At 32.2% G+C, this 19,369-nt stretch carries 25 protein-coding genes and 1 riboswitch; of the genes, 17 read left to right on the plus strand and 8 right to left on the minus strand.

Annotated features, from left to right (window positions below; genetic code table 11):
- Positions 1 to 17: 17 nt before the first annotated feature.
- Genes yqeK through ACFOZ1_RS11550 form a run of 3 tightly spaced genes read left to right on the plus strand, consistent with a single transcriptional unit; the run spans position 18 to position 1,688 of the window.
- Positions 18 to 584: a bis(5'-nucleosyl)-tetraphosphatase (symmetrical) YqeK gene (yqeK, locus tag ACFOZ1_RS11540; RefSeq protein WP_390199434.1), complete on the plus strand. Its 567-nt coding sequence runs from the start codon at positions 18 to 20 to the stop codon at positions 582 to 584.
- Positions 585 to 929 carry a ribosome silencing factor gene (gene rsfS / locus ACFOZ1_RS11545; protein WP_390199435.1) on the plus strand — a complete coding sequence of 115 codons (345 nt, stop codon included), beginning with the start codon at positions 585 to 587 and terminating at the stop codon, positions 927 to 929.
- Positions 930 to 1,688, plus strand: coding sequence for a class I SAM-dependent DNA methyltransferase (locus ACFOZ1_RS11550; RefSeq protein ID WP_390199437.1), 759 nt, complete (start codon positions 930 to 932; stop codon positions 1,686 to 1,688).
- Positions 1,689 to 1,779: 91 nt separating this feature from the next.
- Here ACFOZ1_RS11550 and ACFOZ1_RS11555 read toward each other — a convergent pair whose 3' ends face one another.
- Positions 1,780 to 2,061 carry an HPr family phosphocarrier protein gene (locus tag ACFOZ1_RS11555; protein ID WP_390199439.1) on the minus strand — a complete coding sequence of 94 codons (282 nt, stop codon included), beginning with the start codon at positions 2,059 to 2,061 and terminating at the stop codon, positions 1,780 to 1,782.
- A 192-nt stretch (positions 2,062 to 2,253) separates the two neighbouring features.
- Entirely contained in the window at positions 2,254 to 2,667 is a 414-nt protein-coding gene (locus tag ACFOZ1_RS11560) for a YusW family protein (RefSeq protein WP_390199441.1), read from the minus strand.
- Between the two features lie 183 nt (positions 2,668 to 2,850).
- Here ACFOZ1_RS11560 and ACFOZ1_RS11565 point away from each other — a divergent pair, with 183 nt between their 5' ends.
- Positions 2,851 to 3,630: an AAC(3) family N-acetyltransferase gene (locus ACFOZ1_RS11565; RefSeq protein WP_390199443.1), complete on the plus strand. Its 780-nt coding sequence runs from the start codon at positions 2,851 to 2,853 to the stop codon at positions 3,628 to 3,630.
- A 113-nt stretch (positions 3,631 to 3,743) separates the two neighbouring features.
- Here the strand turns inward: ACFOZ1_RS11565 and ACFOZ1_RS11570 are convergent, their stop codons facing one another.
- The 3 genes from ACFOZ1_RS11570 to ACFOZ1_RS11580 all read right to left on the minus strand — a co-directional run bounded on the left by ACFOZ1_RS11570 (position 3,744) and on the right by ACFOZ1_RS11580 (position 6,423).
- Positions 3,744 to 5,039, minus strand: coding sequence for a Na+/H+ antiporter NhaC family protein (locus ACFOZ1_RS11570; protein ID WP_390199445.1), 1,296 nt, complete (start codon positions 5,037 to 5,039; stop codon positions 3,744 to 3,746).
- A 61-nt stretch (positions 5,040 to 5,100) separates the two neighbouring features.
- Positions 5,101 to 5,197: riboswitch (SAM riboswitch) on the minus strand.
- Positions 5,198 to 5,300: 103 nt separating this feature from the next.
- Positions 5,301 to 5,891 (minus strand): YitT family protein, encoded by a 591-nt coding sequence (locus ACFOZ1_RS11575; protein ID WP_390199447.1) that lies wholly within the window; start codon positions 5,889 to 5,891, stop codon positions 5,301 to 5,303.
- Positions 5,892 to 5,994: 103 nt separating this feature from the next.
- Complete coding sequence (locus ACFOZ1_RS11580) at positions 5,995 to 6,423, minus strand: YrvL family regulatory protein (RefSeq protein WP_390199449.1); 429 nt, start codon at positions 6,421 to 6,423, stop codon at positions 5,995 to 5,997.
- A 137-nt stretch (positions 6,424 to 6,560) separates the two neighbouring features.
- Between ACFOZ1_RS11580 and ACFOZ1_RS11585 the strand changes: the two genes are divergently transcribed.
- From ACFOZ1_RS11585 to ACFOZ1_RS11630, 10 genes are all read left to right on the plus strand, one after another.
- Positions 6,561 to 7,148 carry a histidine phosphatase family protein gene (locus ACFOZ1_RS11585; RefSeq protein ID WP_390199451.1) on the plus strand — a complete coding sequence of 196 codons (588 nt, stop codon included), beginning with the start codon at positions 6,561 to 6,563 and terminating at the stop codon, positions 7,146 to 7,148.
- A complete protein-coding gene (locus ACFOZ1_RS11590) occupies positions 7,123 to 7,566 on the plus strand; it encodes a GNAT family N-acetyltransferase (protein WP_390199453.1) in 444 nt (147 codons plus the stop codon). The genes ACFOZ1_RS11585 and ACFOZ1_RS11590 overlap by 26 nt, the downstream gene beginning before the upstream one ends.
- A gap of 107 nt (positions 7,567 to 7,673) precedes the next feature.
- Complete coding sequence (locus ACFOZ1_RS11595; protein ID WP_390199455.1) at positions 7,674 to 8,273, plus strand: TetR/AcrR family transcriptional regulator; 600 nt, start codon at positions 7,674 to 7,676, stop codon at positions 8,271 to 8,273.
- Positions 8,270 to 8,611, plus strand: coding sequence for a DMT family transporter (locus tag ACFOZ1_RS11600; protein WP_390199457.1), 342 nt, complete (start codon positions 8,270 to 8,272; stop codon positions 8,609 to 8,611). Before ACFOZ1_RS11595 ends, ACFOZ1_RS11600 begins: the two co-directional genes overlap by 4 nt.
- The gene (locus ACFOZ1_RS11605; RefSeq protein ID WP_390199459.1) at positions 8,612 to 8,926 is read left to right on the plus strand and encodes a DMT family transporter; all 315 of its coding nucleotides are present in this window, start codon (positions 8,612 to 8,614) and stop codon (positions 8,924 to 8,926) included.
- Positions 8,927 to 9,013: 87 nt separating this feature from the next.
- Complete coding sequence (locus ACFOZ1_RS11610; protein ID WP_390199461.1) at positions 9,014 to 9,559, plus strand: DUF4256 domain-containing protein; 546 nt, start codon at positions 9,014 to 9,016, stop codon at positions 9,557 to 9,559.
- Positions 9,560 to 9,641: 82 nt separating this feature from the next.
- Positions 9,642 to 10,133, plus strand: a complete 492-nt coding sequence (locus ACFOZ1_RS11615; protein ID WP_390199462.1) for a DUF4825 domain-containing protein — start codon at positions 9,642 to 9,644, stop codon at positions 10,131 to 10,133.
- Positions 10,134 to 10,507: 374 nt separating this feature from the next.
- Positions 10,508 to 11,815, plus strand: coding sequence for a branched-chain amino acid transport system II carrier protein (gene brnQ, locus ACFOZ1_RS11620; RefSeq protein WP_390199464.1), 1,308 nt, complete (start codon positions 10,508 to 10,510; stop codon positions 11,813 to 11,815).
- A 134-nt stretch (positions 11,816 to 11,949) separates the two neighbouring features.
- Positions 11,950 to 12,951 (plus strand): signal peptide peptidase SppA, encoded by a 1,002-nt coding sequence (gene sppA / locus ACFOZ1_RS11625; RefSeq protein WP_390199466.1) that lies wholly within the window; start codon positions 11,950 to 11,952, stop codon positions 12,949 to 12,951.
- A 13-nt stretch (positions 12,952 to 12,964) separates the two neighbouring features.
- The gene (locus tag ACFOZ1_RS11630) at positions 12,965 to 13,417 is read left to right on the plus strand and encodes an RDD family protein (protein ID WP_390199467.1); all 453 of its coding nucleotides are present in this window, start codon (positions 12,965 to 12,967) and stop codon (positions 13,415 to 13,417) included.
- A 222-nt stretch (positions 13,418 to 13,639) separates the two neighbouring features.
- Here the strand turns inward: ACFOZ1_RS11630 and ACFOZ1_RS11635 are convergent, their stop codons facing one another.
- Positions 13,640 to 14,884, minus strand: coding sequence for an FAD-binding protein (locus tag ACFOZ1_RS11635; protein ID WP_390199468.1), 1,245 nt, complete (start codon positions 14,882 to 14,884; stop codon positions 13,640 to 13,642).
- Positions 14,885 to 15,056: 172 nt separating this feature from the next.
- Here ACFOZ1_RS11635 and ACFOZ1_RS11640 point away from each other — a divergent pair, with 172 nt between their 5' ends.
- Positions 15,057 to 15,515, plus strand: coding sequence for a nucleoside deaminase (locus ACFOZ1_RS11640; protein ID WP_390199470.1), 459 nt, complete (start codon positions 15,057 to 15,059; stop codon positions 15,513 to 15,515).
- An 83-nt stretch (positions 15,516 to 15,598) separates the two neighbouring features.
- Complete coding sequence (locus ACFOZ1_RS11645; protein WP_390199471.1) at positions 15,599 to 16,072, plus strand: VanZ family protein; 474 nt, start codon at positions 15,599 to 15,601, stop codon at positions 16,070 to 16,072.
- A gap of 145 nt (positions 16,073 to 16,217) precedes the next feature.
- On the opposite strand, the gene ACFOZ1_RS11650 is transcribed toward ACFOZ1_RS11645, so the two are convergent.
- Positions 16,218 to 17,099, minus strand: a complete 882-nt coding sequence (locus tag ACFOZ1_RS11650) for a diacylglycerol/lipid kinase family protein (RefSeq protein WP_390199473.1) — start codon at positions 17,097 to 17,099, stop codon at positions 16,218 to 16,220.
- 198 nt (positions 17,100 to 17,297) lie between these two features.
- On the opposite strand from ACFOZ1_RS11650, the gene ACFOZ1_RS11655 reads away from it, so the two are divergent.
- Positions 17,298 to 18,149 carry a patatin-like phospholipase family protein gene (locus ACFOZ1_RS11655; protein ID WP_390199475.1) on the plus strand — a complete coding sequence of 284 codons (852 nt, stop codon included), beginning with the start codon at positions 17,298 to 17,300 and terminating at the stop codon, positions 18,147 to 18,149.
- 60 nt (positions 18,150 to 18,209) lie between these two features.
- Here ACFOZ1_RS11655 and ACFOZ1_RS11660 read toward each other — a convergent pair whose 3' ends face one another.
- The gene (locus tag ACFOZ1_RS11660; protein ID WP_390199477.1) at positions 18,210 to 19,322 is read right to left on the minus strand and encodes a DUF2515 family protein; all 1,113 of its coding nucleotides are present in this window, start codon (positions 19,320 to 19,322) and stop codon (positions 18,210 to 18,212) included.
- Positions 19,323 to 19,369 lie beyond the last annotated feature (47 nt).

Genomic DNA, 19,369 nt, shown 5'->3' on the forward strand with positions numbered 1-19,369 from the left:
ATGTGGAGGGCATGACAGTGGATCGTCAAGAAGCATTAGAAATTGTAAAAGAAAAATTAAAACCTAAACGATATGAGCACACGATTCGAGTAATGGATACGGCTGTTAGTTTAGCTAAATATTATGGTGTAAACGAAAAGAAAATAGAATTGGCAGCAATTTTACATGATTATGCGAAATATCGTTCACCTGATGAAATGAGAAGATGGGTAATTAAAGAAAAGTTACCTCAAGATATATTAGAATATAATGACGAATTATTACATGGTCCTGTTGGTTCCAAAATGATTGAACATGAATTAGGAGTAAAGGATGGCTTGATTCAAAACGCTATCTATTATCATACAACAGGTAAGCGAAATATGACTTTATTTGAAAAAATCATATTTATTGCGGATTATATCGAACCAGGCAGACAATTTCCTGGAGTGGAAGCTGTAAGAGAAGTTGTCTATAAAGATATACATGAAGCGTGCTATATGGCTGCAACGAACACTATTTTATTTTTAATGGAAATGGAACAACCAATATATCCAGATACATTTCAGTTGTATAACGAACGATACATTAAGGGAGGAAAATAAATGGATAGTAGACAAATGGTAGATATCGTAACAAAAGCATGTGATGACAAACGTGCTGAAAATATCGTTATTTTAGATATGAAAGAAGTTTCTTTAATGGCAGATTATTTCTTAATTTGTGATGCGTCGAATGAGCGTCAAGTACAAGCAATTGCTCGTGAAGTGAAAGATGTTGCTGAAGAACAAGGCATTAGTGTGAAACGTATGGAAGGCTTTGATAAAGCAAGATGGGTGCTTGTTGATATCGGGGATGTTGTTTGTCACGTCTTCCATCGTGATGAACGTATGTATTATAATTTAGAGAAATTGTGGGGAGATGCTCCTCAATTAGAAGTGAAGTTGTAAATGGCATATTCTAAATTAGCTTATATTTATGATATATTGATGGACGATGCACCATATGATGACTGGCAAGCATTTGTTCAATCAATGGTAAACAAATATTTGCCTCATGCAAATAAAATGCTCGATTTAGGATGTGGAACAGGAGAATTAAGTAATCGTTTTACGACACTTGGTTATCAAGTGACAGGTGTCGATTATTCAGAAGATATGCTCGCATATGCCCAAGAACAATCGAATAAATTACAGCACCGTGTCCATTATATTCAACAAGATATTCGATTACTAAATGGTTTGTCAGGATTTGATGTAAGCATTTGTCTCTGTGATGTACTAAATTATATTGTTACAGAAGAGGATGTCCGTTCTGTATTTAACAATGCATACAAGTCACTAAAAGTAGACGGCCTTTTTATGTTCGATGTGCATAGTATCAAACATATGGAGGAGTCTTTAGCAAATCAGACATTTGCAGAGATCTATGACGATGTGTCCTATGTGTGGTTTTGTGAAAAAGGTGAAGAAATCGGAGAAGTAATACACGATCTCACATTTTTTATCCAAGAGGATGGTAATAAATATGAAAGATTTGATGAGATACATCATCAAAGGACATTTTCTGTTGAAATATATAAGCAATTATTAAAGGAAGCAGGATTTACCCTTCTTAGTATGCATACAGATTTTTCAATGGAACAAGACGTAACCCCGGAAAATGGAGAAAGAATATTTTTTGTTTGTCAAAAACAAGAAAGTAAGTAGTAATTAGGCTAATTTCTGTGAAGTTATTTATCAAAAAAACCAACTTTATGTAAAAGTTGGTTTTTTGTAATGTAGAGTATTATTTAGTACTTTACTGAGCTTGTAATAAATCTTGCTGATTAAATAACTCACAAACATTTTCTAAAGTCGTCTCAGCATCCAAACCTTCAACAATCACAGTTATTTCGGAATTAGCTGTTGTTAATAATGAAAATGTTACTAATGTAGGTAATTTTGTCGTTTTTATTGTCTCATGATTATGTAAGATGTAAATAGTACCTTTATATTCTTTTTGTAATAAATGAATAGATAAACATTCATTTATAGTAAGTTGTTGTTTTAATGTGATTTTTTTAGATGTAATTTGTTTCATGTGATTCCCCTCCATTATGTTGTGTTGTCATCAATCCCTATAGAAGTTTCATTATAGATAAGTTGTCGTTCACTGCTTGTGACTGATTAATTAAATCTTACTTATATCTTCACTATTTTTAGGAAAACGAAACCTTTTTTTGTGTTAAAGATTGATAACAAATATTACATTTTCGTAACGGAGGGCAACCATTTATTTTCGGTATTCTTTTTCGGTGCCACTTGTGTAAGTAATTTCTAACTCGATATTCTCTGCATTATCCGGAACTTGAAATGCTTCTAGTACGGCTGAAATGACCTCATCATCGGAGCTATTTTCATCAAAATTTAACCCATTAAATATTGTAGATAATTGCTCTAATGCATCATCACCAGTAAGATTGATATCATTAGGTTCATCTAAATATTTAGCTTCCACTTTGTCATTAACTTCTTTTTCATACTCGACATCGATTGCATCATTATTACCATCAACATCTGCATCAAAGTCAAACGAAGAAAATAGGAAGTCTTTAGTCTCATTCTCATCTTTATTCTGTACTTCTTCTTTATCCGCACAACCAACTATAAAAGCAAAGAGAACGAATAAATATAAGATTTTTTTCATAGTAATCACCTCATCTATATTTTGTACAATAGCGTCTCTATATAAACATTTTTTTATTTAATATAGTAAATCTTTGTGGACATTGCAATAGTTATGATTTGCAATTTTGAACGAGAATTATTCTATTGCTTTTGATGCTATATCTGTTAGAGTAGATGTTAATAGAGAAGATGGAGGAATATTATGTTTACGAAAATAATGCTTATAGATCAATTAAAAGAAAGTGGTATTAAACAGAATGACACATTACTTGTTCATTCATCGATGAGAGCAATTGGTGATGTAGAAGGAAGAGCGGATACTGTAATAGATGCATTGATGGAGTATTTAACAGATGGTCTTCTAATATTACCAACACATACGTGGGCACAAATGGGGGAAGATTATTTACTATTTGATCCAAAAAAAGAACGAGCATGTGTGGGAATATTACCAAATATTTTTATGAAAAGAAAAAATGTTGTTCGTTCCCTACACCCAACTCATTCCGTTGCTGCTTATGGAAATAAAGCGAACGAGTATATAGATGGGGATGAAAATTGGGATACACCATGTGCAAAAGGTGGTTGCTGGGGGAAACTATACGATATGGATGCAAAAATTTTATTTATCGGTGTTGGAATGGAAAGAAATACCTTTATTCACAGTGTGGAAGAATGGGTCAATGTACCGAATCGTTTATCAGACAAGCGAGTTCCTTTTCAAGTGAAAAAAGATCAAAATTGCATTATAGAACGTCCTGCATATAGACATTATCATCCTAATGGAAGTACATCGGACTATTATGTTAAATTACAACAACCATTTTTAGAGACTGGTGTGATTAAACGAGTGAAGTTCGGTGAGGCCTCTTGCTTTGTCGGTAAAGCAAAAGAAATGGCAAATATGACACTTCAATTTCTAGAAAATGATTTAGACGTATTTGGACATCTGGACCCAATTCCAAGTAGTTGGTATAAATAAATAGAAGTCATTATTTACATTATCTATCGTTTTACAACATGATTATAAAATAAAAGCACCCTATAAGTTAGAGTTCAACTCTAATTATTGGGTGCCATACTATTAATAGAATATCATGTAGAGCTCTTTTGTTTTGGAATATTTAAGGTTATTGCAATAATACCACAACCTAAGAGCAATAATGGGTAAAAGGAGTAAGGCAAGATACTTAATGGTGAAATGGCTGCGATTCCTGCAGCTGCTAATACTTGTCCGCCATACGGCACAAGACCTTGCCATGCTGCAGCAAAAATGTCAAGAAGACTCGCGGATTTTCTAGGATCCACACCATATTGGTCTGCGATATCTTTAGCAAGCGGTCCTGTCATCAGAATGGCAATCGTATTGTTGGCAGTACTAATATCAGCTACACTTACGAGTCCAGCAATACCAAATTCTGCACCTTTCTTAGTATGAATTCTACTCGTCACAAAATGTAATAAGTACGTAATTCCACCATTAAATTGGATTAGTCCAATCAATCCCCCAACGAAAATAGATATAATAGCAATGTCTTGCATATTTATAATCCCTTGAGATGCTGCATGTATGAAAGTCATGCCAGTATAAGAGCCATCTATTAGTCCAATAAAACCTGATAGAAATATACCACCACTTAATACAAGTAAAACGTTCATACCTAAAATGGCTAGAAATAGGACAACAATATATGGTAATACTTTGATTAGTTCATATGTGTATTGTGTATTTGTTTCAATTGAGTTACCTGATGTGATGACCCATAAAATGATAATTGTCAAAATAGCTCCAGGAGTGACGATGAAAAAATTATATTTAAATTTATCACTCATAGAAGTTTGTTGTGTTCTCGCAGCGGCAATTGTTGTGTCTGAAATCATGGATAAATTATCGCCAAACATTGCTCCACCAATAACGGTTGCCATAGCAAGTGTCAATGAAATATCTGTTTGGTCAGCAATGCCAATCCCGATTGGTGCGAGTGCAACAACTGTACCCATTGATGTTCCCATCGTGATGGATATAAAACAACCTATGATAAATAATCCAACCATTAATAAATTTGGTGGAAGCATAGATAGACCAAAATTAACTGTGGCTTCGACAGCTCCCATTCCTTTTGCAACCTCAGAGAAGGCTCCGGCCATTACAAAGATAATGACCATTATCATAATATTTTCATTTCCACAAGCTTTTGCGAATATTTCAACTTTTTTAGTGAAAGATACTTTACGATTGATAAAAAAAGCCATAGCAGATGCAATAATGATTGCTACATTAATTGGCATACTAGAAAAATCTTTCGTAATCAAACCTGTTCCTACAAAAAGCAAAACAAATAGTAATAATGGAAAAAGGGCAAATGCATTACCTTTTTGATTTACTGACATGATAACCCTCCATATTTAAGACAAAAAACCTCTTCTACTAACAAGAAGAGGTTGTATTCCTATTATTTCTTCCTATCTAATCTGGAATGAGCACAGTACTCTATTAAGTGGTTACTGAGGTCTCATCGGGCCAGTCCCTCAACCTTTTTGGATATAATGATATTCATTTTTTTCGAATGCATTTTAGTTTACCTTTAACAAGTGAGGAAAGTCAAGTAGAAATGGTGTCATTCTATTCTTATAGAAGTATGATCAAATAGATTAGAATAATACATTGTTATGAAAAGGTGATTTTGTAAATATACTTGTAGCTATACCAACAAATAGGATTGTAACAAATGAAAGGAATAGTTTGGTTGGAGAAATTAATAATCCGCCTATCAGAATAATGACGAAATCAAGGATAAAGATGACAACACCAGTGTTCATTAGAAGCATTTCTGCAATAATTTGGGCGATTAAATCTGTTCCACCAGTGCTTGTCTTAAAACGAAGCATGATACCAATACCACATCCTATGAATACACCACCTATAATGGAACTAATCAAAGGATGTATCATAGAGAGTGATTGAATAGGTTGGAATACATCAATAAAAAGAGAAGAGATAAGTAAACCATGCATACTATTATAAAAGTAAGATTTGTTATAGAACCATGCAATCATAAAAATGGGGATACTGATTACTATAATCATTAGTCCTGTTTTTAGTCCCATTATATAATGCAAGATTAGTCCAATACCAATTACACCCCCATCCAGTACTTCGTGCGGGATTAAGTAGATATTGATTCCGAGTGCCACAAATAAACTCCCAATGAATATACTTAAACATTTCTTGAAATAGTACATACTAGTCTAATCCCTTCTATTTCGCTAAACAGAAACTTTTTTAATAAGTTCGCCCTGTTTGTTTAATGTATATGAGAAAATGTAGAGATTAGAAATAACAATCTTATTTAGTCTTTTTTTGATCTTCGTCAAACATTATTTCTAATAATGCAAGTAACAATGCAAGTGACCACTCCATTTGTAATGATAGAAAAATAGATTGCATATAACTATCAACAATATAGAAAGTGAACCAATTTGCGATGGACTCAATACTTAAACGAAAAAGAAATTGAAAATGTTTTGTGCGTATAAATGGTAAGGAGAATAAATATACCATTTTAAAGAATAATTCAATGAAAATACCTACTAGAAAAATATTGATAACAAATAATGCTAATGAATAGAAAGAATCATAATGAATTCCTAACAAATTAAATAAGCCGACTAAACCAAAAAAATAAATTCCCCATAACAAACCAAATCCTATTAATATAAGTGCGGTAATAACAATTATAGTGACAATTTTTTGCTTTTTATTTGATGTAGACATTTTTAATACCTTTCTTCTCATGAAATATAATAGAGTGCCATTAGCTAAAAAACGGATGAAGAGACACTTACTTATCTTAACATGTAATGCATTAAAGTTGGATAATTATGTTATAATTAGTATTGGGAGGAATAATTTTGATAACGATTACGCTAATTAGACATGGAAGGTCACTTATAGAAAGTAAACATAAATTAACTGCAAATGAGTATACAGAATGGGTAGAATTATACGATAAAAGTGGTGTAGTAGTAGAAAATACATATCCAGAAGAAACAATTCGTACCATCATGAAGGCTAATATAATTGTTACAAGTGACTTATCACGGTCTATTTGCTCAGCTAGACAAATTTGTGAAAATAAAGAAAGGGAATCATTTTCTATTTTCAGAGAGTTAGAGCTACCGACACTCTCAGTAAAGAAGATAAAATTTACACCGAAGACTTGGACTTTACTAGCTAGAATAGCATATTTTTTAGGATATTCTCATAAATGTGAATCACATAAAGATGCACAAGTGAGAGCAGTGAATGCAGCAAAACAATTGATTGAAATGGCGAATCAGCATCAATCAATTGTTTTGCTTGGTCATGGTTTATTCAACAAATATATCGCCAGACAATTAAGAAAAGAAGGATTCAAAGGGAAAAGGTACACATCTTCTATACATTGGAGTAGTACAACATATAGGAAGGGGAATGACGATGACATCAACAATGATTAAGGAGTTAAAAACAGATGGTGAAATAGAGTCATCATTTAATATTATGAAACAATTACGCACACATCTTAACTTACAATCATATGTAAAATTAGTGGCGGCAGCAAGAAAAGAGAATCAATATCGGATTTTTGCACTATATAAGAAAGAAGAAATGTTAGCATTAGTCGGATTTATGCCAATGATTACATTGTATTACGGAGAGTATATTTGGGTGTGTGATCTTGTAACAGATGATAATAATCGTTCAAATGGATATGGAAATGTGTTACTGTCTTATGTACATCAATGGGCGAAGGAGAACCATTATCATACTGTCGCGCTATCATCAGGATTAGCACGTACAGATGCACATCGTTTTTATGAAGAGAAAATGGGATATGATAAAGTGAGTTTTGTTTTTAAAAAAGATATGGAATAATAATAAATATATATTATATAGACTGGATGCTAAAAAACACTCTCATTATTGACTAAAATGTAAGAGGGTGTTAAGATTAACTGACGACCGTTCGGAAGGGTGATACGATGACAGCAAACGAAATCAAACAAATAGCATTAGTGCATTTTGCAAAGAATGGCTATGAAGGAGCTTCACTTTCGCAAATAGCAAAAGATGTTGGGATAAAAAAACAATCCATTTATACTCATTTTAATGGAAAAGATGACTTGTATCTTCATTTGTGTAAAGAAACGTATGAGAGAGAAGTTATTTTTGTGTCTGAATTTATTAACAAATATAAGAAGGAATCTATTTCAACTTTTTTATATACTTTTTTAGTAGATTGTACAAAAAGGTATGAAGAAGATATCCATGCAAAATTTTGGATTCGTAATGCCATCTATCCTCCTAAACATTTGAATGAGGAAATCATGGAATATGTATACAATTATTTAGATCGTATAGAAGCATTGTTTTTGCCTATTCTGGATCTAGCGCAAAAAAATGGAGATATAAATAAAGAAATAAAAATAGAGCAAGCAGTAACAGCATTTTTAGGTGTAGTAGATGGTGTACTGATTGAATTATTGTATGGTGGACATGAAAGAATGGAAAGAAGGTTATCTGCTTCATGGACAATATATTGGCATGGACTATGGAATGTGAGAGAGGATAGGAGTAAATGAATCGTAATTGGATATATGTCATTCTTGCTGGAATTGTAGAAATATTATGGGCAATGGGTTTAAAATATTCAACAAATTGGATATCATGGTTCGGAACCATTGCTTTAATTGCATTTTCTTTTTACCTATTAATTGAAGCAACAAAGAAATTACCAGTTGCTACTGTTTATGCGATCTTTACTGGGATTGGTACAGCAGGTACTGCAGTGGTAGAAATAATTATATTTAATGAACCTTTTCATTTGGTGAAAATCGGTTTTATTTTATTGTTGCTTGTCGGGGTAATTGGGTTAAAGCTTGTTACAAATGAACGGGTTGATAAGGAAGGTGCAAATTAAATGGCATGGATTGTATTAATATTTGCCGGTGTATTTGAAGTTCTTGGTGTGATTGGTATGAATAAAATTGTAAATGAAAAGAGTGTTACCTCATTTGTAATCCTTGGAATTGGTTTTAGCTTCAGTTTCGGATTACTGAGTGTAGCAATGCAATCATTGCCACTGGGGATTGCTTATGCTGTCTGGACAGGTATTGGAACAGTAGGTAGTGTACTTGTTGGGATGATATTTTATGGGGAACCTAAAGATTGGAAAAGACTGCTCTTCATTGGAATGATTATCTCAGCTGTAATTGGTTTAAAATTAACATCATAAATCAGTAACTTGTTGGAATCCATTCACTACTGTATGATAATTAGTATTAGAAGTCTGAACATATACTATTATTCAGGAGGTTAAGGAATGACTTTCGAAAATACAGAAAAGCTAATCAGAACTTTACGAGAAAGATATGAAAAAGAAGTATTTCACAAAGCAGAATGGGACTTTGGTTTAATTGAAGAAAGGTTACGTTCAGATAAGAATAAGCTGGAGTCATTAAGAGAAATGGAACGTACTGGTGGAGAACCAGCAATCGTTGATTACGATGAAAAAGAAGACAAATTTATCCTATTTGACTGTTGTAAAGAAAGCCCAGTTGGTAGACGAAGTGTTTGTTATGATCAAGAAGCATTACAATCAAGAAAAAAACATAAGCCTGAAACAAGCGCTATCGATATGGCGAAGAAAATGGGAATTGAGATACTGACAGAAGAGCAATATGTATATTTACAACAATTGGGCGAATTTGATTTAAAAACTTCAAGTTGGGTTAAAACACCTTCAAGTATTCGAGAAAAAGGTGGCGCACTATTTTGTGACAGAAGGTATGGCCAAGTATTTCTATATCATAATGGTGCAGATTCTTATTATAAAGCGCGTGGTTTTAGAGGGTCTTTAAAAATTTAAAATATTGTAATATTTGTCGGATACGAATGTCCCCTTTACATTCTTGCTAATGACAAGTATGATTTATTTGGGGGTGTTAATGATGAAACAAATAAAAATAAAACTATTATTATTACTTTTAATTGTTATATTGTTCGGTTGCAGTAGTAATGACCAAGTGGATTTATTCGAATGGGATGGTTCCTTTGTTGGAGACAATAGTGCTGTAATCAACTTAGCAAATCAATTAATGCATCATGATAAAATGGAATCTGTTGCATTACAGACAACGAAAGAACCGTATGGTATTCAATTAGTATACTCTAATATAGAAGCGAACCAATTAGAAGATGAGTACAGAAAAACAGTATTATACAATGCAACATATATATTTACTTTAATTGATAATGCAGAACTTCTTACATTTCAATTTGATGAAAAAACATATACATTAGAAAAAACAGAGTTGGAAAAATGGTATGGTCAAGATTTAGATTCATTTGAAGAAGAAGAGGCTTTACACCAGTTACTCGAGTCTACTTTAGCAAATGAAGAGAAAATAATTGATTTTTTTGAAAATAGCTTACATGAATAAAAATGAACCCTTCTATAAAGACTATACACGTATGTGAATAGTAACTTAGGAGGGTATTTAATGACAAAAGATTCGTTCGCGCCGAAAGAAAAGCTACATGGTAAAGGGAAAAAACCTGATGAGCAAAGAAGAGGCAAGGGGAAATCTTCTAAACGAAATGTGAATAATTAAATGGAAACCACCGATTAAAGATTCGGTGGTTTTTTGTAGTATAAAAAGAATGAAATACCAATTAAGTAAGTTAAAGCGTACTCAATCTTCATTTTCTTTGTGTATTTTATCCAAATACATTGAATTGATTGCTTTTCTTTGTGCAAAATGATATTCTTTAAATATTTTGAAAATAGTATACAGAAAGAGTAGGTTTTTAACAAATGTCTGAACGTCAATCACCCAATATTATTACAATAGGATTTATGCTGTTTGCTTTATTTTTTGGAGCAGGTAATCTAATTTTCCCACCGCAACTCGGACAAGCAGCAGGTGACAATTTATTTTTAGCAAATTTAGGATTTGTTTTTACAGGAGTTGGATTACCAGTACTAGCTGTTTTAGCTTTGGCATTATCAGGAAAAACTAATTTACAATCATTGGCAAGTCAGGTCCATCCTAAATTTGGCCTTGTATTCACAGTAGCACTTTATTTAACAATTGGACCATTCTTTGCTTTACCAAGAACAAATACAGTGGCTTATGAAATAGGAATTGCTCCATTTTTAGCAGGGGAAACAAATAACTTTGCTTTACTGCTATTTACTATCATATTCTTTGGAATCTCCTTGTATTTTTCTTTACAATCACAAAAGTTAATTGATATTATAGGCAAAGTATTGACGCCAATCTTATTAATAGTTATTGCATTACTAATTGTGATGGCATTTATCAATCCGATTGGTGAAATTCAAGAAGCAACAGATTTGTATCAAAATAATAGTTTTTTTAAAGGTTTTCAAGAAGGGTATTTAACAATGGATGTGTTGGCATCCTTTGTCTTCGGTATTCTAATTATTAATGCAATGAAAGAAAGGAGTGATGGTTCAAAGAAACAAATCATTCGAGCTACAATGAAAGCCGCAGTAATCGCTGCTGTTTTGCTCGCTTTTGTTTATTCTTCTTTAGCTTATTTAGGTGCTGTTAGTGTCGAAGGTATTGGTTATTTAGATAATGGTGGATCTATATTAGCAGCTGCTTCTGCGTATTATTTTGGTTCATTTGGTAAAGTGATATTAGGTTTTATTGTCATTGCAGCATGTCTAACAACGAGTATCGGTTTAATTACATCATGTGCATCTTATTTTGAACGAATATTGCCAAAAATATCTTATTCAATTTGGGCTATAATTTTCACAATATTCAGTGCAATTATCTCTAATTTTGGATTATCTACCATTATAGAGTTTTCTGTACCTGTATTATCCATATTGTATCCTATTGCAATTTGTTTGATGTTACTTACTTTTTTACATCCTTTATTTAAAGGAAGCAAAAAAGTCTATCAATATAGTATTTTCATTACATTATTTATATCTTTTGTAGAAGGTATCAATACATCAATAATAAAAAGTAAATGGATGGATGAATTATTTACTAGTATTTTACCTTTTTATTCTGTGGGATTAGGCTGGTTTATCCCAAGTATAATTGGTGGTGTTTTAGGGTACGTACTTACGAGAAAGAGTTAATCTTTGAATGCCATTCTTATGGATGGCATTTTTTTATTGTATAAATTTCAATCTGTTATTTTTTTCTGAAACTTATTTCGATTTAAAACGTACATATTTATGGGATTATTTATAAAATGAAGGAGGAAATACATATGAATATAAAAAGATGGATTGCATTGGTCATTGCAATTGGATTATTTTTTGTTTCAATAGGTTTTCAATTTGTAGGAAGTTTATTTACTGCAGATTTTGAGGAGGCATTTGACTTCTCGCAATTCGACCAGGAATTCACAGAAACAGTCGTAGAAGATGGATCATTAACAAAGAGAATAGCTGTTTTACACTTGGAAGGAGTAATTCAAGATACTTCCACAACTTCTTTGTTTAGTGAAGGGTTGTATAATCATGATCAATTTCTTGATATGCTTGAATATGCTGGTGAAGATCAAAGTGTAGCAGGTATTATTATAGATGTAAATACGCCTGGTGGTGGGGTTGTAGAAAGTGCAGAAATCCATGATAAGATTTTAGAAATAAAAGAAACATACAATAAACCGATTTATGTTTCAATGGGGAATACTGCTGCATCTGGAGGATATTATATTTCTGCACCAACTGACAAAATTGTAGCACATAAGGCAACATTAACAGGATCAATCGGAGTTATTATGGAGAGCATTAATTTTGCGGGCCTTGCTGAAGATTTAGGTGTGGATTTCAATACGATAAAAAGTGGAGAGTTTAAAGATATTATGTCATCCACAAGAGAAATGAGTGAAGAGGAACGGGCAATATTACAAGCAATGATAGATGATATGTACAGTGACTTTGTTCAGGTTATTGTTGATGGTAGAGATATGTCTGAAGAAAGAGTAAGAGAACTGGCGGATGGCCGTGTGTACACTGGTTCTCAAGCTTTAGAAGTTAATTTAGTAGACGCTATTGGTTCTCTAGAAGATACAATCACAATGATGAAAGAAGAACATGATTTAATAGATGCACAAGTAATTGAGTATGAACAAGGTTTTCCATTTGGTTCAGTTTTCGGAATGAAACTAGCATCAATGTTCCGTTCAAATACAGACTTAGTAGGTATAAAGGAATTGTTACAACAATCTAACGCACCACGTGCAATGTATCTGTACTCAAGATAAGGGGGGACATTTCATGGAAGAACAAATAGCTCAAGTAACAAAGTATCAATATGCAGGCTTTTGGATGAGATTCTGGGCATATATCTTGGATCTAATCATTATCTTTAGTATTAATGGTATTGTGCTAATACCATTTTCATTTATTAATGATGGTAAACCAATAGATATAGGTTTTTGGACTGTGAGTGGAATCATCAGTACTATTGTGTATTTTTTATATTTTTTGTGTATGACAAAGTTTTTTCAACAAACCCTAGGAAAAATGATATTCGGTTTAAAAGTAATTAAAGAGGACGACTCGTCATTAAAGTGGAATGATTTATTTTTTCGTGAAGTAATTGGACGCTTTATACACAATGTATTTAAAATTTTCGTGTTTTTATACTTATTTGTTGCATTTACACAACAAAAAGTTGGTATTCACGACATGATTGGTAACACACGTGTTATTCATCTAGAAAGATAGAATCAAAATGATATTTGTGTAAAAGAATTATTCAACCATTACAAAAATCCAAACGATTCGAGAGATAATTATCGAATCGTTTGGATTTTGTTTGTATTTATAAGGAAATTGAAATGTGATTTTATATATGCTTACAACGGCTATGGCTTGTCCATTTGTTTATACTCTAATCTAACTTTTTAGCCAATGATCGCTAAAAATTGTTAGAATCATAGTGTTCCTTTAGAAAATATAAGTATTGATAAAATCATTTTGAAATTTCCCATTAGGATCATATTCAGTTAATAGCTCTCTGAATTTTGGTAACATTTCATATTGACTTTGAATTTCTTCTTTATCTAAAGTAAATACTTTCCCCCAATGTGGTCTTGGACGAAAAGGTTTAAGCACAGATTCAAGGACTGGTAACATTCGCTGTACATTATCCCAATCATCTTTCCATGTGAAATGTAATCCGATAGAATCTCGCTTATAATATGGACTTAGCCATAAATTATCTTGTGCAATACTTCTGATCTCTGAAGTGTGTAACAATGATGATAATTGTTGACCAATTGTCTGAATCTCTTTGATTGCATGAGGCGCATCTTTTTTGCTAATTATATACTCTGATTGGATTTCATCTCCACTACTTGGTGTAAAATCCATACGGAAATGTGGCAATCTGTCATACCATTTTCCCTCTATACCGAGCTGGTCTGTACAATGAATAGGGTCAATACCTGTAATAGGATGCAATTTCTTTTCGGAAAGAATGGCTCCAAATAAATCCTCTACTTTAGAATCTTCTACTTTTTGCTTTAGCCACACTTGATTAATAGTATTCGTTTCCCAATTGGTAAATAGACTAACACTATATGCACTAGCATAAATAGAATCAAAATGCCGTTGAACGGAGTCTATCGGTAGATTTTCATACACATATTGTCGAATGGTGAATTCAGGAACTATCTCTAATGTTAATTTTGTTACAATTCCTAATGCACCTAAATGTACAATCATTCCATCGAATCGTGCTTCGTTCTCTCTTGTAATATGGATGATGTCACCATTTGCATTGATGAGTTCAAATGCGGTAATAATACTTGCAAGACTTTTGTTTTTATTACCAGAGCCATGTGTTGCAGTAGCAATGGCACCTGCCACAGAGATATGAGGTAATGATGCTAAATTATGTATCGCAAAACCTTTGTTCATTAATATTTTACTCAATTCGCTATATTTCATGCCTGCTTCAATTGTTACTGTTTGTTCTTCTGTATTCAGTTCAATTAATTTATTAAAATGGTGTAATGAAACAATTTCCTCTCTACACACGCTTATTGAATTAAATGAGTGCCCAGTCCCTACAACACGTAGCTTTTTTGCGTTTTTGACGATATGTTGTAATTCTTCAATTGTTCTCGGCTCGTGCCATTGCTTTGGTTTAAACTGAATATTTCCAGCCCAATTTGTATATTGTGTCAAAGTGGTTGCCTCCCAATAAATCCCAACTTTTTTTGTTTTCTTGTTCGCGCTTTCAATTCATTCTATCATTTTTAACAAAAAACGTAAAAGAAGTTGTATATGAGTGATATCCTTTAAAAATTATGTTGTTTACATTACAATATTTGTAGGAATACAAGAGAGGAGTATAAAAATGAATACATATATGAAGAAAGCAATCGATTTAGCTATGAATAATGTAACAGATGGGGGACAACCGTTTGGAGCGGTAATCGTAAGAGATGACAAGATTGTAGCGGAAGGTGTCAATGAATTGCATTTGATTCATGATATAAGTGGTCATGCAGAAATGATTGCTATTCGAAAAGCACAAAAGTTATTTCAAACAAATGATTTATCAGAGTTCACCATATATGCAAGTGGGGAGCCTTGTGCAATGTGTTTAACAGCAATGTACTTTGCAGGAATAAAAGATATTTATTTTTGTCAATCGATAGATGATGCGAAAAAAGTGGGATTAACGAAATCAAGTGAAATATATGAAGATCTAAAGTTGAATAGGGAAGAGAGATCAATTGTTATGAAACAAGTCAATCTTTCCAATGCAGAAAACCCAATGCAATATTGGCAATCTAAACAAAATAAAGAATGAAATTAATATACTATTATGTAGAAAGTATGCTTCTGTTCGCATTGTGTACTATCCCAGTCTATTTTTTATTGCGTAATATGTATATGAAAAAGAATCAGATTGAAAGAAATTTGTGGCATGAGTTGCTATTATTCATCTTTGTTGTTTATCATATTGGATTGGCTTCACAGACAATTGTTCCAAAATATATATCTGATCTGCAATTACCTTATTGGAATAATTCCCAAATTAATTTAATACCTTTTCAGACGTTAGATAATTATTTTTCATTGAGAGATGTGGCTGGGTATCGAAGTATCTCTTTCATCAATCTTCTAGGAAACATTTTTTTATTTACGCCACTGGGTTTTTTAACACCCATTCTTTGGAAGAGATTTCAATCAACTAGTTATATACTTTTACTTGGATTTCTTGTCACTCTATGTATTGAATCTATTCAGTTGTTTATTGGAAGAAGTACAGATATAGATGATATGATTCTGAATATATTAGGAGTATTGGTCGGTTTTTTTATTTATCGAATGATGAGAAGTATGATTATTTACTTAAATAAGTAAATGAAAGATGTGGTAAAAGAAGAATGTGAAATTTACTATATTCTTCTTTTACACATGTTAAAAACTACTTTGAATTATGATGTGTATGACAATTACTTGATATACATAGTTTGAAAACGAGCTCAAGTATCTCCATTTTTATTTGTTATTTTCCTATAACAGTTACATGTTTAGGTAATATTTCTACATCTAATGGCGTAACGCATCCTTCGTCACCATCTATATTAGCTGTCTTTGTATGGTCAGTATGAATAATTGCTTTTTTTGTCTTATAGTAAGTCACTTGCTCATGTTCATGTAATGCTCCATTCATTAATTTTGTAACAATGGACATCGCACCTAATTTTGTGAAAGGTTGAAATACAAAAATATGCAAATAGCCATCATCTATTTTTGCTTCTTTAATCACATTTTTCCAGCTAGCGAATGTATCTGTAACGGCAATTAAAAGTAGCATAGTATCAGATTCTATTGTTTGGTCCTCAATTTCTAGTTTTGCATGAAAAATGGCATCTTCTCCAAATTGCTTAATACCTTCTATGAAATAAGCAAAAGAGCCTAACTTAGACTTTTGCTCAGTAGTCACAGAATATGTGGCTTCTGCAATTGCTCCTACATTAACAAGATTCATAAAATATTGATTATTTATTTTCCCTATATCACACGATTTATAATCAGTAGAAGCAATGCATTCAATAGCTTCGTCAATTTGTAGTGGTATGTTTAATGCACGAGCAAAATTATTTACAGTTCCGAGTGGTATCACATGTAGTAATGGTATATGTTCCTTTTCTGCAACGCCATTAATGACTTCATTTACTGTGCCGTCACCACCCATAATGATAAGCAAATCATCTTTATTTGCACAAGCTTGCTCTGCGAACCTAATTGCGTCACCTGCTCTTTTCGTTTTTTTTACTTCATATGTGTATGCATTTTCTTTTACTATTCTCTCTACAAATGATAAATAGGTCTCACTATTTTCTTTCCCAGAGCTCGGATTTAATATAATAGTCGCTTTTTTCATAGAATTTTCTCCTTTTTTGATAAATTTATAGATAGTATTTTGATTTCCAAAATACAAGATTGAAGTAGACTGTATTGAACTGATATATGTTATATTTTCCCGTTTTTCTTGTGATTAATCCTCTTAAATATTTTTAATATGAATAACTTTCTGTTATGATATATACATAATATGTAAAATGGAAAGGCGAAATGTGAAATGAGTATTGGATTAGTATTAGAAGGTGGCGGTAGTAGAGGGGTATATACTGCAGGTGTATTGAAATCTTTAATGGTAAACAACAGATATTTCCCATATGTCATTGGGGTCTCAGCAGGTGCGTGTAATGCATCCTCTTATATATCCAAACAAGTAGATAGAAATAAACAAGCAACCATTGATTATGTTATACATCCAGAATACTTATCTATACGTAATTGGATGAAGAGAAGAGAATTATTTGGAATGGACTTTATTTTTGATAAACTACCTAACAAACTAGTTCCATTTGATTTTCAAACATTTCATCAAGCGGAAGAAGAATTAGTTGTTGGTGTTACGGATTGTATGACAGGTGAATCTATTTATTATAAAAAATCTAAACATGGGAAAGATTTGTTACAAATATTAAGAGCTTCAAGCTCCCTCCCGTTAGTTGCACCAGCTGTTCAATACGACAATCGAATTCTAATGGATGGTGGAATTAGTGATCCGATACCAATTAAACAGTCGATTAAAGACGGAAATACTAAGAATGTTGTCATTTTAACTAGAAATAGAGGATATTACAAAAAACCACAATCATTCAATTGGTATCTTCGAAAGAAATATCAACAGTATCCAGGGTTATTAGCAGCAATTGAAAAACGTCACAAAGTATATAATGAAACACTCCAGTTTCTATTTGAAGAAGAGAAGAAAGGGAATGTCTTTATTGTTTGTCCATATGAGAAATTACAAGTAGGTAGAGTGGAAAAAAATCAACGAAAATTATTAGATTTGTATAATCAAGGTTGTAAAGATATGAATAATCGATTAGACGATTTAGAACAATTCATTGCAGCAGTATAATATGAAGTGTTCTATGGAGAAGTGCTTCCTTACAAAATTTGTTATGTTTTGTAGGAAGCATTATTTAAATTTTTGTTTAGTAAGAATAGCAAGTTCCATTTTATTTAATGCTTGACAATAGCTATCGGAAACAGGTGATGGTTGGACTTTCTTTTGCTTACGATAATAAGCGAGAATATTCGTATTTTTATACCAATCCCCTCTTTTGCTTGGTGTATGGTCAATGTCTTTCCATGCATGCACAAGAACAGGACTATAAATTTTTTTAGTAAGATCAACCAAACTACATCCCTCTATAATAGGATAAAATTGGTGGTTAGAGGGTGGATTATTTACCTCATGAAATAAATCTGGCCAATAATCTTTTCTAGATCCTGTATGTGAAGTGTTTTTCGCATAAGTAAGAAATTGGCTGAAGTAGTCTTTATGAAACAATAATGAATAAAGGGATTTCCCAATAGCAATTCTTTCTTTTAATAATTGAAATTGTTGAATGGATTGTCCGAATAAATCCCTAGATGGTGTAGGGAAAAGTATAAAATTCAATTGGAACCAATCTTGTACTTTCAAATCAATACTTTCCATTATAGTTGCTTTGTAATGTGCATTTTGTATTACGCGTTCTTCAATATAGTGTTGCTCATTAATAATTAAAGCAACTGTTAATAACGAGGCATCTTTATATGTATAATAAAGTCGCCAATTGTGTTCCATAAATACGGACACTCCAAAATGTGATAATAAATGAAAATAATCTTTATTTTCTTTTTTACAATATGCATATAGCAAAAGTTGTGGATATGCATCTTGGAATATTAACCAATTACATCTCTCTAAGAAGAGGAAAAAATACTCTTGTTCTTCTTCATTAAGTAAAAAAGGTAAGTAAGTACCTTTTAGGTCTGTCATATTCCAACCCGCATTTCTTGATACCATATGTGCTAAAAAAGCCCAGTCAATTTCCTGATGATCCAAATAAAACTCTAAGTAAGCACTCGTTCTTGAAATATTATTCTTATTTGCGATGGTAGTTCTCTTCTCGATTTCCTTCACTATTTTCAATTCATTTGCTGTAAGACTTTTCAAAATAGATTTATGTGAGTTTAAATTTTGTTTTAGTTTTTTAACTAATGGATTGCTAATCATATGTGCATCTCTCCAATCTAACAACATTCTTATCCTCTACTACTATTTCTATTCATAACGCTATTTAATTAGTT

Origin of the sequence: Gracilibacillus marinus, from assembly GCF_042651725.1 — a bacterium.
Classification (GTDB): domain Bacteria; phylum Bacillota; class Bacilli; order Bacillales; family Amphibacillaceae; genus Gracilibacillus; species Gracilibacillus marinus.